Annotated in this window: 16 protein-coding genes; all 16 read left to right on the plus strand. The window is 29.9% G+C overall.

What is annotated here, in order from left to right; genetic code table 11:
- Nucleotides 1-61 precede the first annotated feature (61 nt).
- The 16 genes from spoIIIAG (at nucleotide 62) to spoIIM (ending at nucleotide 15,226) form a co-directional block, all read left to right on the plus strand.
- Nucleotides 62-712, plus strand: coding sequence for a stage III sporulation protein AG (spoIIIAG, locus tag JJE11_RS03950; RefSeq protein ID WP_291632949.1), 651 nt, complete (start codon nucleotides 62-64; stop codon nucleotides 710-712).
- Nucleotides 713-749: 37 nt separating this feature from the next.
- Nucleotides 750-1,253, plus strand: a complete 504-nt coding sequence (locus JJE11_RS03955) for a SpoIIIAH-like family protein (RefSeq protein ID WP_291632950.1) — start codon at nucleotides 750-752, stop codon at nucleotides 1,251-1,253.
- Between the two features lie 81 nt (nucleotides 1,254-1,334).
- Nucleotides 1,335-1,724, plus strand: coding sequence for an Asp23/Gls24 family envelope stress response protein (locus JJE11_RS03960; protein WP_291632951.1), 390 nt, complete (start codon nucleotides 1,335-1,337; stop codon nucleotides 1,722-1,724).
- A 166-nt stretch (nucleotides 1,725-1,890) separates the two neighbouring features.
- Complete coding sequence (gene nusB / locus JJE11_RS03965; RefSeq protein WP_291632952.1) at nucleotides 1,891-2,286, plus strand: transcription antitermination factor NusB; 396 nt, start codon at nucleotides 1,891-1,893, stop codon at nucleotides 2,284-2,286.
- A 232-nt stretch (nucleotides 2,287-2,518) separates the two neighbouring features.
- Nucleotides 2,519-3,367: a tetrahydrofolate dehydrogenase/cyclohydrolase catalytic domain-containing protein gene (locus JJE11_RS03970; RefSeq protein WP_291632953.1), complete on the plus strand. Its 849-nt coding sequence runs from the start codon at nucleotides 2,519-2,521 to the stop codon at nucleotides 3,365-3,367.
- The gene (gene xseA, locus JJE11_RS03975) at nucleotides 3,357-4,562 is read left to right on the plus strand and encodes an exodeoxyribonuclease VII large subunit (RefSeq protein WP_291632954.1); all 1,206 of its coding nucleotides are present in this window, start codon (nucleotides 3,357-3,359) and stop codon (nucleotides 4,560-4,562) included. The genes JJE11_RS03970 and xseA overlap by 11 nt, the downstream gene beginning before the upstream one ends.
- The gene (locus tag JJE11_RS03980; RefSeq protein WP_291632955.1) at nucleotides 4,562-4,777 is read left to right on the plus strand and encodes an exodeoxyribonuclease VII small subunit; all 216 of its coding nucleotides are present in this window, start codon (nucleotides 4,562-4,564) and stop codon (nucleotides 4,775-4,777) included. Before xseA ends, JJE11_RS03980 begins: the two co-directional genes overlap by 1 nt.
- A gap of 17 nt (nucleotides 4,778-4,794) precedes the next feature.
- Nucleotides 4,795-5,664: a polyprenyl synthetase family protein gene (locus JJE11_RS03985; protein ID WP_291632956.1), complete on the plus strand. Its 870-nt coding sequence runs from the start codon at nucleotides 4,795-4,797 to the stop codon at nucleotides 5,662-5,664.
- Between the two features lie 216 nt (nucleotides 5,665-5,880).
- Complete coding sequence (gene dxs / locus JJE11_RS03990) at nucleotides 5,881-7,743, plus strand: 1-deoxy-D-xylulose-5-phosphate synthase (RefSeq protein WP_291632957.1); 1,863 nt, start codon at nucleotides 5,881-5,883, stop codon at nucleotides 7,741-7,743.
- Nucleotides 7,744-7,778: 35 nt separating this feature from the next.
- On the plus strand, nucleotides 7,779-8,591 hold the full coding sequence (locus JJE11_RS03995; protein WP_291632958.1) for a TlyA family RNA methyltransferase: 813 nt from the start codon (nucleotides 7,779-7,781) through the stop codon (nucleotides 8,589-8,591).
- A 60-nt stretch (nucleotides 8,592-8,651) separates the two neighbouring features.
- Nucleotides 8,652-9,533, plus strand: coding sequence for an NAD(+)/NADH kinase (locus JJE11_RS04000; protein WP_291632959.1), 882 nt, complete (start codon nucleotides 8,652-8,654; stop codon nucleotides 9,531-9,533).
- Nucleotides 9,502-9,954 (plus strand): arginine repressor, encoded by a 453-nt coding sequence (locus tag JJE11_RS04005; protein ID WP_291632960.1) that lies wholly within the window; start codon nucleotides 9,502-9,504, stop codon nucleotides 9,952-9,954. Before JJE11_RS04000 ends, JJE11_RS04005 begins: the two co-directional genes overlap by 32 nt.
- A gap of 11 nt (nucleotides 9,955-9,965) precedes the next feature.
- Nucleotides 9,966-11,654: a DNA repair protein RecN gene (gene recN, locus JJE11_RS04010; protein ID WP_291632961.1), complete on the plus strand. Its 1,689-nt coding sequence runs from the start codon at nucleotides 9,966-9,968 to the stop codon at nucleotides 11,652-11,654.
- Nucleotides 11,655-11,997: 343 nt separating this feature from the next.
- Entirely contained in the window at nucleotides 11,998-13,221 is a 1,224-nt protein-coding gene (gene spoIVB / locus JJE11_RS04015) for a SpoIVB peptidase (protein WP_291632962.1), read from the plus strand.
- A 195-nt stretch (nucleotides 13,222-13,416) separates the two neighbouring features.
- Nucleotides 13,417-14,232 (plus strand): sporulation transcription factor Spo0A, encoded by an 816-nt coding sequence (gene spo0A / locus JJE11_RS04020; RefSeq protein ID WP_291632963.1) that lies wholly within the window; start codon nucleotides 13,417-13,419, stop codon nucleotides 14,230-14,232.
- A gap of 352 nt (nucleotides 14,233-14,584) precedes the next feature.
- Nucleotides 14,585-15,226, plus strand: a complete 642-nt coding sequence (gene spoIIM, locus JJE11_RS04025; protein WP_291632964.1) for a stage II sporulation protein M — start codon at nucleotides 14,585-14,587, stop codon at nucleotides 15,224-15,226.
- The last annotated feature ends 122 nt before the right edge of the window (nucleotides 15,227-15,348 follow it).

Genomic DNA, 15,348 nt, shown 5'->3' on the forward strand with positions numbered 1-15,348 from the left:
GTTAACTATTATTTATCTGAATGTGCCTAAGATTAAAAATAAGAAATGAGGGGGGATTTTTATGAACAATGATAATTTACTTAGTAAATTTACTGAGTATATTAAAACAAAATTGAATACGCATGATGATGCCAACAAAAACAGTAACAGTAAAAAATCTGACAAACTATTAGGGAACTTGGTATTAATGATTTTAGTGGCAGTTGTAATTGTTTTAGCAAGTAGTTTTTTTAAGACTCCAAAGACAACTTCAACTGTCGCCACCGATGCACAAAAGGATAAAATTTCTACGGAAAGCAACTTAACAGTATTAAATGATTATGAATCACAATTAGAAAATAAGCTTAAATTAACACTTGAAGGAATTCAAGGAGTTGGAAAGGTACAATTGATGATTTATTTTGAGAGTGGAGAAGAAAGTGTTCCTGCTGTAAATATTAATGATTCTAAAAGTATTACAGAAGAAAATGACACTTCAGGGGGGAATAGAGATATCACTCAAGAAAATAACGGGAGAACTGTTGTTATGTCCAATAATGGAAGTGAGAATAAACCGCTAATTGTAAAAAAATACAAGCCTATCATTACAGGCGTATGCGTAGTGGCAGAAGGAGCAACTGAAAGAGTTACTGAACTTAGGATAAGACAGGCGGTAATTAATTTATTTAATTTGTCTGAAAATAAAGTTAATGTATATCCTATGAATAATTAGCATATAATTTCTAAGAAAGGTAAATGGGGGGGAAATTATGAATAAAAAACAATCTGGTATAATTGTAACGCTGGTAGTACTTATTGTGTTTGCAGGGTATCTTGCAACAAAGGTGAATGGGCCATTGTATGTAAATGATGGCGATTTTGGTAGTGAGAAGAGTGCAATATCTTTAAAAGAAAGTAAAACTTCTTCAACATTTTTTACGGAAGCAAAATTATCAAGAGAGCAAGAAAATGCAAGTACTCTTCAAACAATTAAAGCTTTAATTGATGATGCTAATGTCCCAAAAGAACAAAAGGCAACTGCTTCTGATCAATACCTAAACATATCAATGGCGACGCAAAATGAATCAGACATTGAACTTGCACTAAAAGCTAAGGGATTTGACGAAGCATTGTGCAGTATACTAGATGACAAGGTACAGGTAATAGTTAAAAGTGAAAAGAAAGAACTATCACAAGAAGAGCTTCGTAGCATTCAAGATGTTGTAATGAGCAAAACAAAATTAGAAAAAATTGAAGTTCAGATCAAACAATAATAATTGTAAATCCAATATTTATCTGATATAATAGGCATAGCGTTGTCATGTATTACCTAAGCTAAACAAGGGGGTACTAATATGGAAGATAAGATTTTAAATGAAACTGAAATGGGTGTCGTTAAGATATCTGAGGATGTGGTTAGTGTCATAGCTGGACTCGCTGTTGCTGAAATACAAGGAATCGTTGGAATGAGCGCTAGTCTTGTCGGTGGAATAACTCAAATATTAAGTGGAAAGAAAAATTTATCTAAAGGCGTTAAAGTCAATGTAGGAGAAAATAGTGCAGTAATTGATTTACACGTTGTAGTAGAATATGGTGTTAAAATTCCAGAAATAACTGAACAAGCACAAATAAATGTAAAAAAATCTGTAGAGCTCATGACAGGACTTACAGTATCAGCCGTAAATGTGTATGTACAAAATGTTGTGTTACCTATAATGGAAAAGGTAGAGGAAATAGAAGCATAGTAACTAACACCCTCTGTAATCAGAGGGTGTTTCCATGTCAAAAATATTTATACTTTGGCACTAAGTAAAATATTTATAATGAAAATATTACAAATTTCATATTTATATGATTATTGTTATTATATTAATGGTATAATTTAAGATAGAAAAATTAGGAGGATTACTAATGAATAGAAGAAAGTCAAGAGAAATAGCAATGAAATTACTTTTTGAAATGTCAATAAATAAAGAAAATTATCAAGAAATAATTGAAAATTTCAAAGAACACACAGATGTTGATTTAAACGATATAGATATGTCATATATTACTAAGGTGTTAGCCGGAATTCATGAGAATGGTACGGAGATTGATAAAAACATTGAAAAGTACTTAATTAAGTGGAAATTGGATAGGCTTTCAAAAATGAATCTAGCTATTTTGAGAATTAGTACATACGAAATATTATTTGAGGAAGATATACCGGGTAAGGTTTCTGTAAACGAGGGTATAGAACTTGCTAAGAAGTATGGAGAAGATAGCTCTCCAGCTTTTATAAATGGTATCTTAGCGAAGATGATTTAAAAAAAATTCAACTGCTATAATTTGAATGCCGTTAAATGTTAGAGCTATTAACATTATGCGAGGAGAAGATATCTTCAAAATAGACTAGGCAGTACGCTAGTCTATTTTATTTTCATGTCATTAAGAAACATGAAAATAAGATTTTACAACTATAAAAGAGGAATTTTGAACTTATACTAGAACATTCTTATACTAATTGATATTTTAAAAATGTATAAAAGGAGAGGATAATATGGGTATTAAAGTTAATGGCAAGATAATAGTTGAAAAATACAGAAATGAAATTAAGTCCATTATAGAAGATGGAATTAAAAAGGGACTAAGAGTACCATCTATTAAAACTATATTAGTTGGAGAAGATGGAGGTAGTTTGTCGTATGTAAAAAGTCAGAATAATCTTTGTGATAAGTTAGGTATTTCTTATACTTGCCTTCATTTGGATAAAGACATTGAAGAAAAGGATATTATTGATATTATAGAAAAATTTAATGAAGATAAAAGTGTGGATGGGATAATAATTCAATTACCATTGCCGAAAAAGTTTAATGAGAAAGAAATTACTTCTAAAATTTTATATAAAAAGGATATTGATGGATTAACTGATGTAAATATGGGTAGATTTTATAAGGGAGAGAAAAGTTTTATTCCTTGTACTGCACTCGGTGTCATTGAAATGATTAAAAATACTGGATGTGTTATTAAAGGAAAGCATGCTGTTGTTATTGGTAGAAGTAATATTGTAGGGAAACCAGCAGTTCAGTTGTTACTCAATGAAGATGCAACAGTAACTATATGCCACTCTAAAACCTTAAATTTAAAGGAAATTTGCAAAAGTGCAGATATTTTAGTTGCCGCTATAGGTAGACCAGGATTTGTTACAAGTGATTTTGTTAAAGAAGGCGCGGTGGTTATAGATGTCGGGACTACAATGATAAATAATAAAGTTACTGGGGATGTAAATTTTTACGACGTTATTGATCATGCAAGCTATGTTACCCCTGTACCTGGTGGAACGGGACTCATGACTACGACAATGCTTGTAAAAAATGCTTGCTCAGCATGGAGGGACAATGTTTATTAAAGTATTAACTGTAACTGCCCTTAATGGGTATATTAAAAAAGTAATAGATAGTGACTTTATATTAAAAAATACTAATGTTAAAGGTGAACTATCTAATGTGAAAATACATACTAGCGGACACATATACTTTTCGTTAAAGGATGCATTTGGAAAGATAAATTGTATAATGTTTAAATCGCAAGCACAAAAACTTAAAATTACACCTAGAGATGGAATGAATGTTATCATTCGCGGCAGGGTTTCTGTTTATGAACGGGATGGTGCATATCAGGTTTATTGTGACTTCATGGAGCCAGATGGAGAAGGTCAGTTATATTTAGATTTTCAAAAGCTGAAAGATAAACTAGAAAGACAAGGATTATTTGATACTGAACATAAAAAAAGTATACCTATATTTCCTAGTAGAATAGGAATAATTACATCACCAACGGGAGCTGCAGTTAAAGATATTATTAATGTTGCCACAAGGCGCAATGCAATGGTCAACATGCTCATATATCCAGCACTAGTTCAAGGAGTAAATGCAAGTGAAGACGTTGCGCAAGGTGTAAAATATTTTAATAGTCTAAAAAATGTTGATTTAATTATTATTGCAAGAGGAGGAGGTTCTATAGAGGAATTATGGGCATTTAATGAAGAGAACTTAGCATTCGCAATCTATAATTCTAAGATACCTATAATTACTGGGATTGGTCATGAAACAGATTTTACTATAGCAGATTTCGCAAGTGATCTTAGAGCACCTACTCCATCGGCAGCGGCAGAAATTGCTGTGAGAAATTTAGAAGAATTGAATAATGAAATTAAAACATTTAAAGAGCGACTATTGAAATCTGTGGAATTTAAGTTTACTAAAGAATATAATAAAATTAATTTATTAAACAAAACTTTGAAAGTGAATAACCCTTTAAATTATATAGTTAATCAATATATTCATATAGACAATTTAAAAGAGAATCTTACTTATAAATTTAATACGAAGGTTTCACTAGAAAAGCAGAAGTTATCGAAGTTCAATGCGCTTTTGCATGCACATAACCCATTGAATGTATTAAATAAGGGGTATGCGGTATTGCAAAACAATGAAAATGAGGTTATTAGTGAAATTAACAATTTGAAAAATATAAAAGAAGTAAAAATCACGTTGAAAGATGGTAGTGCTGGATTTATATTAAGTAATTTGGAGGAGTTTTAATGGCAAAGAAAAAAGAATCTTATGAAAATATGATGGTTCGTCTTGAAGATATTGTGGAGATTATGGATGAGAATGAAATTACTTTAGAACAAACCATGATTAATTATGAAGAAGGTATAAAAATATGTAACAGTTTATATAAAATTTTAAATGATACTGAAGGTAAAATAAAAATGCTAACAGATGAAGGTGAAAAAGATTTTCATAACCTATAAAGAAAAGAAGGGATAAAATGAATGTAAAATCCATTAAAGATGAAGTAGAACAGTGGATAAATCAATACTTTGATGATAAGCCAGAAATTGACAATAGAAATTTTGAAGCAATGATTTATAGTATAAAAGTCGGAGGAAAAAGAGTGAGACCGATTTTAATGCTTCTTACATATGCTATGTACAAGAAAGACTATAGAGATATTTTACCTTTTGCTGCAGCACTTGAAATGATTCATACATATTCACTTATTCATGATGACCTGCCTAGCATGGATAACGATGATTTGCGTAGAGGAAAGCCTACAAATCACAAAATTTACGGAGAGGCAATAGCAATACTAGCTGGAGACGGATTATTGAATGAGGCAATGATAATAATGCTAAATCAATGTTTGGATGGGAATTTAAACAAAATTAAGGCAAGTACCTTAATAGCACAAGCTTCTGGGCCTCAGGGGATGATAGCAGGGCAAATTTGTGATATTTTAAGTGAAGGCATCACAATATCAGAGGAAGAACTTCTATATATGCATAGGAATAAAACAGGTCAGCTAATTAAAGGGGCAATTGTATGCGGTGCTATCTTAGGAAATGCAAATGAGGCGGATTTACGTGATTTAAAAGAGTATGGTGACAAATTAGGTTTAGCATTTCAAATAAAAGATGATATATTAGATGTAATTGGTAACGCAGACATTTTAGGTAAAAATGTAAAAAGTGACGAATGTAATAATAAAACAACTTTTATAACCATGTATGGACTAGAAAAATGCAAAGAAAAGTGTAATGAGTTAACGCAGGAGTGTTTCGGAATATTAAAAAAGCTTAACGTAAATACAGAATATCTAGAGGAAATCACAGATTTTTTATTGAAAAGAAAATATTGAAAATCTAGTAATTTTGTTTAATTGATTAGTCCATTCTGAAATGCAGTTAAATCGCTTCTTTTAGGTGGAGATAACTTTTGAATTAAGTAATATTATATGGTATAATATCCCCATAAATGTGGATAGAATTAAAAATAAAATATCGGAAGTAAAGTCAACAATAGCATCAAATGGGTTTCCAAAATATTTCTTTAAAATAAATGAGGTTAGATATATATGGGTAAAATTTTAGATGATTTTAATGATATAAACTTGGTGAAAAAAATGTCTATAGCAGAACTGAAAATTTTTGCAGCTGAAATTAGAAGTTTTCTAATTGAAAAAGTTTCTAAAACTGGAGGACATTTAGCTTCTAATTTGGGCGTAGTAGAACTAACGTTAAGTTTATACAATGTTTTTGATTTAGATAAAGACAAAGTAATATGGGATGTAGGTCATCAATCTTATGTACATAAAATTCTTACAGGAAGAAAAGATATGTTTGATACACTTAGAAATTTTGGCGGATTAAGTGGGTTTCCTAAAAAAGAAGAAAGCAAGTACGATATATTTGAGGCAGGCCATAGTAGTACTTCGATTTCAGCAGGACTCGGGATAGCAAGAGCTAGAGATTTAAAAGGAGAAGATTATGACGTCATTTCGGTAATAGGCGATGGTGCACTTACAGGTGGCATGGCGTTTGAAGCTCTAAATGATGCAGGGTTTAGGAAAACTAAAATGATTATTGTACTTAATGATAATCAAATGTCTATTTCTAAAAATGTTGGAGGCATATCGAAATATTTAAGCCAATTTAGAATTGACCCAACATATAATAGAATAAAAAAAGAAATAAATTCTACTCTTAGAAAAATTCCTAGCGTAGGCAGCGGTATGGTTAATTCAATTCATAAAATAAAAAATGGAATTAAACAGGTTATTGTGCCAGGGATGCTCTTTGAGCATATGGGTATAAAATATTTAGGTCCTATAGATGGTCATGATATTAAAGAAGTAAGTAAGGTTTTGAAACTAGCTAAAAACATAGATGGACCAGTTATTATTCATGTTATAACTAAAAAGGGCAAGGGTTATAGATTTGCTGAAGATCAGCCACATAAATTTCATGGAATAGGTCCCTTTAATCCTTCAAATGGAGAGTTATGTAGTAGTTCTAAGGAAAGTTATTCTAAGGCATTTGGAGAGCAGATGGTTTATCTTGCAAAGGAGAATAAAAATATTGTAGCAATAACAGCGGCAATGCCTGAAGGTACAGGACTAGAAAAATTTTCAAAAGAGTTTCGAAATAGATTTTTTGATGTAGGAATTGCAGAGCAACATGCAGTTACTATGGCTGCAGGAATGGCAACACAAGGGTTAAAACCTGTTTTTGCAGTTTACTCTACCTTTCTTCAGAGGGCTTATGATCAAATTTTACATGATGTGTGTCTTCAGAAATTACCGGTTATATTTGCCATAGATAGAGCAGGAATTGTTGGTCAAGATGGAGAAACACACCAAGGAGTATTTGATTTATCATATTTATCTCATATTCCTAATATGACAATTATGTCTCCTAAATGTATAAATGAACTTAAGTCAATGCTCACATTTGCAGTAGGGCAAGATTATCCAATTGCTATAAGATATCCTAGAGGAGGGGATAATCCAAATGTTGTAATGTCTTCTATTGAGAACTTTAAGAGAGGAAAATGGGAGGTTCTTTTCCATGGTGGTAAAATAGCTTTTATAGCTACAGGTAAAATGGTTCAAAATGCCATTTTAGTTAGAGAAAAACTAGAGAAAATGGGAGTAGGCGCTTGTGTGATTAATGCGTGTTTTATTAAGCCTATTGATAAAGCACTAATTTTAGATCTAGTGAATAAAGGCTATTCATTAGTAACTATAGAGGATAATATGGTACATGGAGGACTCGGTTCTTTAGTATTGGAATACGTAAATTCATTGGATAAAAAAACAAAGGTAATTAATTTAGGATTTAAAGATGAATTTATTCCTCATGGGAATGTTGATGTATTATATAAACTGCATAAACTGGATGCTGATGGAATTTGTGAAAGTATTTTGAAGTTAGTTTAAATAAGCCACTTTGGTGGAATCTTAAGGAGCTTTTCATGTTAGAAAATAAAGAGAGATTAGATGTTCTCGTAGTCGAAAAGAAAATTTTGTTTTCTAGAGAAAGAGCAAAGGAAAATATAATTGCTGGAAATATATTTGTGGATGGTATTATGACTACTAAATGTGGGAAAAAAGTAGAGAGATCATCTAATATTGAGTTTATTGGGGAAGATATTCCTTATGTAAGTAGAGGTGGATTAAAGCTTGAAAAGGCGATAACTTCATTTGATATTAACCTTAAAGCTAAAGTTTGCTTGGATATAGGTGCATCTACAGGAGGGTTTACAGACTGTATGCTTCAGCATGGAGCATGCAAGGTATACTCAATAGATGTCGGAACAAATCAACTAGATGAGAAGCTACGACGCGATGTGCGAGTAGTGTCCATGGAAAATACAAACATAAGATATTTAAGTGCAGGCAGTATAGATGAACTTGCAGACTTTGCCAGTATAGATGTGTCATTTATATCTTTAGAGAAAGTTATTCCAAATTTGATGAACTTATTAAAAGATGATGGTGGCGGTGTAGCACTGTTAAAGCCACAATTTGAAGTAGGTGTAGGCGTTGTAAACAAAAGAGGCGTTGTTAAAAAACCAAGTAAACATGTGGAGGTAATACAACGCGTTTTAAACCTTTTTAGATGTCTCAATGTAAAGGTTATTAATGTTAATTACTCATCAATAAAGGGACCTAATGGTAACATTGAATATTTAATTTATTTTACAAAATCTAAAGAGCACTATGTGAATTATATTGAAGATAATATAAAGATATTAGTCCACAAGGCCCATGAAGATTTAAATTAAACGCAAGGTGGATAACAATTAATAATTGATATCTGCTATATAGAATGGCAAGGAGGAATTATGAAAAACATTGGGATTAACATAAATACCACAAAAGATAAAGATGGTAAGATAATTAAATATGTAAAAGATGTCATTAGTAAATATATAGAAGATGCGAATATATTTATATTCGAAGATTCCATTGGCCTTGAAAATAAAAAGTATAGCGATTTAGATATTATTATTGCTTTAGGTGGAGATGGGACTATTTTATTAACATCACGGAATTTAAATAACTCTAATATTCCAATACTTGGAGTCAATATAGGGAATTTGGGATTTCTTTCTAGCGTGGAGCTTAGAGATTTTGACAATGCTATGAGAAGATTTATTGAAGATGATTATTATGTAGAAGATAGGATGATGCTTAATTGTGATTTACCTCATAGAGGAGAAACAGAAGACTACACTGCTTTAAATGATATAGTTGTATCAAAAGGAACACTCGCGAGAGTTGTTGAGTATGAACTCCACATAGATAATAAATTTTACATGGGATTTACTGGAGATGGACTTATAATAGCTACACCAACAGGCTCGACAGCATATTCCTTGTCGGCAGGTGGACCTATAATTTGTCCTAATCTAGATGTTATAGCTGTAACACCTATTTGCCCATTATCACTTTCAATGAGAACTATAGTATTAGACTGTAAAAGTGAAATATCTATAATCGTAAAAAGTGAACATGAAAGTATATTTTTGACACTAGATGGACAACGAGCAATAAAGCTAAATAACTATGAGAAAATATTAGTAAGTGTTTCAAACAAAAAATGTAGATTAGTTAAATTTAATGATTATAATTATTTTGACATTCTTAGAAAAAAAATTATTTCTAGAACAATAGATTGTGAAGGAGAAAAAAATGAAAATTGCACGCCACGCAAAAATAATTGAGATTGTTCAGGACAAAGACGTTGAAACTCAAGAGCAGTTAGCAGAAGAACTAAAGAATAGAGGATTTGATATTACTCAAGCAACCGTGTCTAGAGACATAAAAGAACTAAAATTAATTAAGGTTATGAGTGCACATGGAACTCATAAGTACGCTACGAGTTCTCCAGGCGATAGCTTTTTATCAAATAAATTGGTTACTATTTTTAATCAAACTGTGCTTTATGTTGATAATGTAGATAAATTTATAGTTTTGAAAACGATATCAGGAGCTGGTGCTGCGGCTGCTGAGGCTTTAGATTCTTTAAAATTCAATGGCATTGTAGGAACTATTGCTGGAGATAATACAGTTTTTATTTTAGTTAGGCGGGAAGAAGACGTAATAGAAATAATTCAAAAAATTAATAAAATGCTTAATGAATAGGAGGAATTAATATGCTCCTACAATTAAATATTATGAATTTTGCTCTAATTGAAAATTTAAGTATTAATTTTGAACAAGGATTTAATGTGCTTTCTGGTGAAACAGGAGCAGGAAAGTCAATTTTAATTGATGCTATAAATTACGTATTAGGCGGGAAATTCAATAAGAACTTAATTAGGACAGGGGAAGACAAAACTTATGTTGAGGCCATATTTACAATTGATACAAAAAACAACAAAAATGCTTTAGATGAGATGGATATTGATTATGAGGACATGGTATTTATAAGCCGCGAGACATTTCAGTCTGGAAAAAGTATTGCTAAGGTTAATGGTAAATCATTGTTATTATCAAAGATTAAACAAATTAGTAAGACTTTACTAGATATTCATGGTCAACATGATAATCATAATTTATTAGATAAAGTTAATCATATATTTTATGTTGATTCTTATGGGGATTATAGGATTCATAAGATTCTTGTGGAGTATACTGAAAAATATGCAAGAATGACGTTGATTAAAAACAAAATTCTTAAGCTTGAAGGAAATGAAGGACAAAGGGAAAAAAGAATTGATTTTTTAAATTATCAGTTAGAGGAGATTAAAAGCGCTAATCTTAAAATTGGTGAAGACGTGGAACTTTTAGAAAAGTGTGCAATTATTAGTAATGCAGAAAAGTTGGAGAAGCATTTATCAAAAGGGTATGAACTATTATATACTAGTAATGAAGAAAACACTTCCGTTTTTGATAATTTAGCTATGACTATTAAGGAACTAAGAATGATAGAAAAACACATGGAAAAAATAAAATTAATTACAGACTCAATAGAAGAGAGTTATTACAATATAGAGGAAAATATTACTGAGCTTAGGGATTTAAAAGAAACAATTTATTATGATGAAAAGGAATTGGAGTATATTAACAGCAGAATTAACCAAATAAATATTTGCAAGAAAAAGTATGGACCTACTATTGAAGAAATTTATGAATACAAAGAAAAAATTCAGGTTGAACATGAAGAATTAACTAATAGTAGTGAATTAATTACTAGTCTTAAAAAAGAAAAAATTGATGTGGAAAGTGAAATGATAATTATATCAGATGAAATTCATGAAATTAGACTTGATATTGCAAAAGAGCTTGGGGATAAAATAAAAGAAGAATTAAATTACATCGGGCTTGAAAAAAGTAAATTCTACATAGAAGTAAAACAAGAAAACCAATTTTATGAAAATGGCTGTGATAAAGTTCAATTTTGTATATCTACGAATCCAGGCGAACCACTAAATCCACTAGAAGACATTGTGTCTGGGGGAGAATTATCACGTATAATGCTTGCACTCAAAACTGTATTTGTTGATAAGGATGAAATACCTACTGTTATTTTTGATGAAATAGACACAGGTATAAGTGGTAGAATTGCACAATGTGTTGCAGAGAAAATGCATTTAATATCATTAAAGCATCAAATTTTTTCCGTAACCCACTTGCCACAAATAGCTAGTATGGCAGATACAAATTATTTAATATCAAAAAATGTAGTAAATAATAAAACATATACCAATATTGTGAAAATGAGTGAAGAAGAAAAACAACATGAAATAGCTAGAATGATAGGTGGTACTGAGGTTACTAAATTGACTTTGGAAAATTCTGAAGAAATGATAAATATGGCTAAGAAACAAAAAAATAATTAAATTTTGAGTTTTTTTAAGATACTATAGTAATAAAAATAAGTTTTATAGGGGAAAATAAAGTCATAAATTATGACTTTATTTTTTTTTAATTTAAAATAATCAAGCTGAAATTTGAAAATAATAAATATGAAAATCATTCAAAATATGAAGTATAAATAAAATAAAGGTTGTATACTTTATAAAAAAAAGAAAGAATTTCAAAAAAAAGAAAAAAATTTAAATCTAACATAAATTAGTTTTCAATTTAAGTCTTTGACTATTATTGAATTAATGTTATAGAATAACATGGAGAATTTGAGGGTAAATTAAAGCCATAAATATACTAGAAAAGGAGGTAAAGCTTATGAAGAAAAAATTAAATAAAATATGCTGGATAATTACACCTCTTCTGATTATCGCTTTGAGTACCTATTTTAAAATCGGAAACAAAGTTGTTGTTATTTTAGATAAGCCAATGGAAAGCTTCTATTCTAGTCAACTCATGAAAGTAAATGCGGAAAAAGACAATATTTCTACTAGTTCATTTGTAATTGAGAAAGATAATAATGTGAATGAAAGATCAGTTGATAATTTAAAATCTCAATTTACATTTATAAAGAACAATTCAGAAATAATGGTTTATCCAGGAGGACAGCCAATCGGCGTTAAACTCAATACTAAAGGTGTATTAGTAGTAGCTTTATCTGATATTAATGGTAGTGATGGTAAAATATCAAGTCCTGCTGCACAAGCTGGAGTGCAAATAGGAGATAGTATAATAAAAATAAATGATGTTGAAATAAACTATGCTGAAGATGTAACAAGATTTGTAAATAGAGGAAATAGTTCAGAAATCGTTCTTAAATTACAGCGGAAAGATGATTTGAACTTATTAGAAGTGAAAGTTAAACCTGTTGTAGATTCTACAGATGGAAAACATAAAATTGGGTTATGGGTAAGAGATTCAACTGCCGGTGTTGGAACATTAACTTTATATGATGATAATACTAAAAAATTTGCTGCGCTAGGACATCCAATTACAGATGCTGATACTGGAACAATACTTAATGTAAATAATGGTGTAGTTGTGTCATCTAATATTATATCAGTAAAAAAAGGAACAAGAGGAAATCCAGGAGAATTAAGAGGCATTTTTATAGATGAAGATAAAATAAAGGGTCAAATAATTAAAAACACTGAATGTGGTATATTTGGGACTGGAACTAAAAGCCTTATAAACAGTAAATTTAATAAGCCTATGAAAATAGGATTAAGAAATGAAATTAAAGTAGGGAAAGCTCAAATTCTAACTACTATAAATGGATGTGAACCGGAATTATTTGAGATAGAAATACAGAAATTATTATCTCAAAATGTATCTAGATCTAAAAGTATGGTAATTAAAATTACAGATCCTAAGCTTTTAGAAAAAACTGGTGGAATTGTGCAAGGTATGAGCGGTAGTCCAATAATACAAAATAATAAAATAATTGGAGCGGTTACTCATGTTTTAATTAATAAACCTGATACAGGATATGGAATATATATAGAATGGATGCTTAAAGATGCGGATATTTTATCAAAATAGCTAGTATTTTTAAAAAAAAGGGTTAGAATAGAAGATAAGAGTAAAGGATAGCATATGCTATCTTTTATTTTACAAATAATAATAAAAAATTATTAATTTGTAAAATCTTCAAATATAAAAAGGAATTGAGACTCTTTTGTCGAATTAATTAATTTGTTAAGATATGGGAATTTATTTATAAAGGGGAGTTATAATATGGAAGAAGCTAGAATTAGTGTACTTATTGCAGATGATAATAAAGAATTCTGTAATATTTTAAATGATTATTTGTTAAGCCAAAGAGATATAGTTGTTACAGGCATTGCAAAAGATGGTCTAGAGGCTCTTAAGTTAATAAAAGAGAGAAAACCCGATTTGGTAGTATTAGACATAATAATGCCTCATTTAGATGGCCTTGGAGTACTAGAAAGATTAGGTAGCATGGATCTTGATCCGATACCTAAAATAATAGTATTATCCGCAGTAGGACAAGATAAAATCACTCAAAGAGCGATTACTTTGGGAGCGGATTACTATGTAGTAAAACCTTTCGACATGGACGTTTTTACAAAAAGAATAAGACAGATGTTTAATAATACAATTTCTAGTGATACAAGTAAAAAATCAATTTCTTTCATTGATACAACGGAACCTAGAAAAACTACTCGTAATGAGCCAATGGACTTAGAAGTTGAAATCACAAATATAATTCATGAAATTGGTGTTCCAGCTCATATTAAGGGTTATATGTATTTAAGAGAAGCAATTACGATGGTAGTTAATGATATTGAACTACTATCTGCAGTAACAAAGGAATTATACCCATCCATAGCTAAAAAATTCAATACAACTGCTAGCAGAGTAGAACGAGCAATAAGGCATGCTATTGAAGTCGCATGGGGACGTGGACAAGTTGAAACAATAAATAAGATATTTGGGTATACTATACACAATGCTAAAGGTAAACCAACAAATAGCGAGTTCATAGCAATGGTTGCCGATAAGTTAAGATTACAAAACAGAGTAGGTTAATTATAATTTTCAGAGATTTGAGAAGCTTATACATCACTATTACAAATCAATAATTTTTTTTAAAAACCAATAAATAGATTAATTATAATGAAGATAATCCGCCTTATTTGTTAAGTTAACATTTAGGGCGGATTTTTGTTTTGAACTTAAATGATAAAAAAACTATATGTTTATTAATGTTAAATTAATTATGCATATAACCCTCTTTGTTATCATAAATATGAATTAAGTTATAATATTTATATTATAAATAGCTATGGTAAATTTTAACCCATGAAGGTGAAGTTTAGCTCTATAACGTTAGACAAAGTTAAATAAACTAGTGAAATGATAAACAAAGGGGGAGTAATTTATGTCGTCTAATACTTTACTAAGTAATATAAATAAACATATACAAGAAAATTTTTGGTTATATATTATAAGTGTTCTTTGTGTATTTACAGGTATAATTTTAGGAATCTATAGTGTTAAATACATGGGGGAATTTGCTCGAAATGATTTAGTAAATTATTTGATGAACTTTATTGATCCTTCAAATACAAATGGGATTAGTTATAAATTAATATTTGTACAATCAATAAAGAATAATCTACCCGTGATTATTTTTCTTTGGTTTTTAGGTTTAACTATTGTTGGAATACCAATAATTATAATTATTGATTTATTTAAAGGATTTACAGTTGGATTTACATTTAGTTTTATGATTAGCGGGCTTGGGAAAAGTGGCATTGGAATTGCTATATTAGGGGTACTTCCTCAAAATTTAATTTATATTCCATGCATTATTTTTTCATCGGTAGTATCAATGGAATTTTCTATTATGTTACTTAAGAACAGGTTTAATAAACAAGGGACAAGTAGTATATCTAGTAGAATAATATATTATAGCGCAATATTTATTGTAATAATAATTGTCTTATTTGTAGGGATAATTATAGAATCTTATATTGCACCATATTTTGTTAAGAATCTCATTAATAATTTGGGGAAGTAATTAAATGAAGAATAAGGATTTATGGCGCTTTGTAATGTTAACAATAAAATGCTTTATCATTTTATTAGTAATTGGAATTTTCTTGCCTAAAACTGTTGATTACTTACTTCAAAACTTAATTA

It is taken from the genome of Clostridium sp., from assembly GCF_016650095.1.
GTDB lineage: Bacteria > Bacillota > Clostridia > Clostridiales > Clostridiaceae > Clostridium_AD.